The 297-nt window shown below is 67.0% G+C and carries 1 protein-coding gene; it reads left to right on the top strand.

Going from position 1 to position 297, the window contains the following annotated elements:
* Nucleotides 1–297 (top strand): IS30 family transposase (locus Q0937_RS17945; protein WP_299306379.1); only part of this gene is annotated, 297 nt, incomplete at both ends.

The raw sequence follows: 297 nt of genomic DNA, 5'->3' as shown, positions 1-297 counted from the left end.
GAGCGGATGAGCGGGTTCACCGGCCTGCTCGCCCTGCCCTCGAAACATGCCGAGGGCACCGCGGATGCGGTGATCGAGTACTTCACCGAGCTGCCCAGGATGATGCAGGCCTCGCTGGCCTGGGACCAGGGCTCCGAGATGGCGCAACACGCGAAGGTCTCCCTGGCCACGGACATGCCGGTCTACTTCGCTGAACCCCACTCGCCCTGGCAGCGGCCCAGCAACGAGAACACGAACCGGCTCTACCGGGAGTACCTCCCCAAGGGCACCGTGATCCCCGACCACCAGCCCTACCTC

This window comes from uncultured Brachybacterium sp. (assembly GCF_947500705.1).
Classification (GTDB): domain Bacteria; phylum Actinomycetota; class Actinomycetes; order Actinomycetales; family Dermabacteraceae; genus Brachybacterium.
This window is presented reverse-complemented; position numbering and strand designations above follow the sequence as displayed.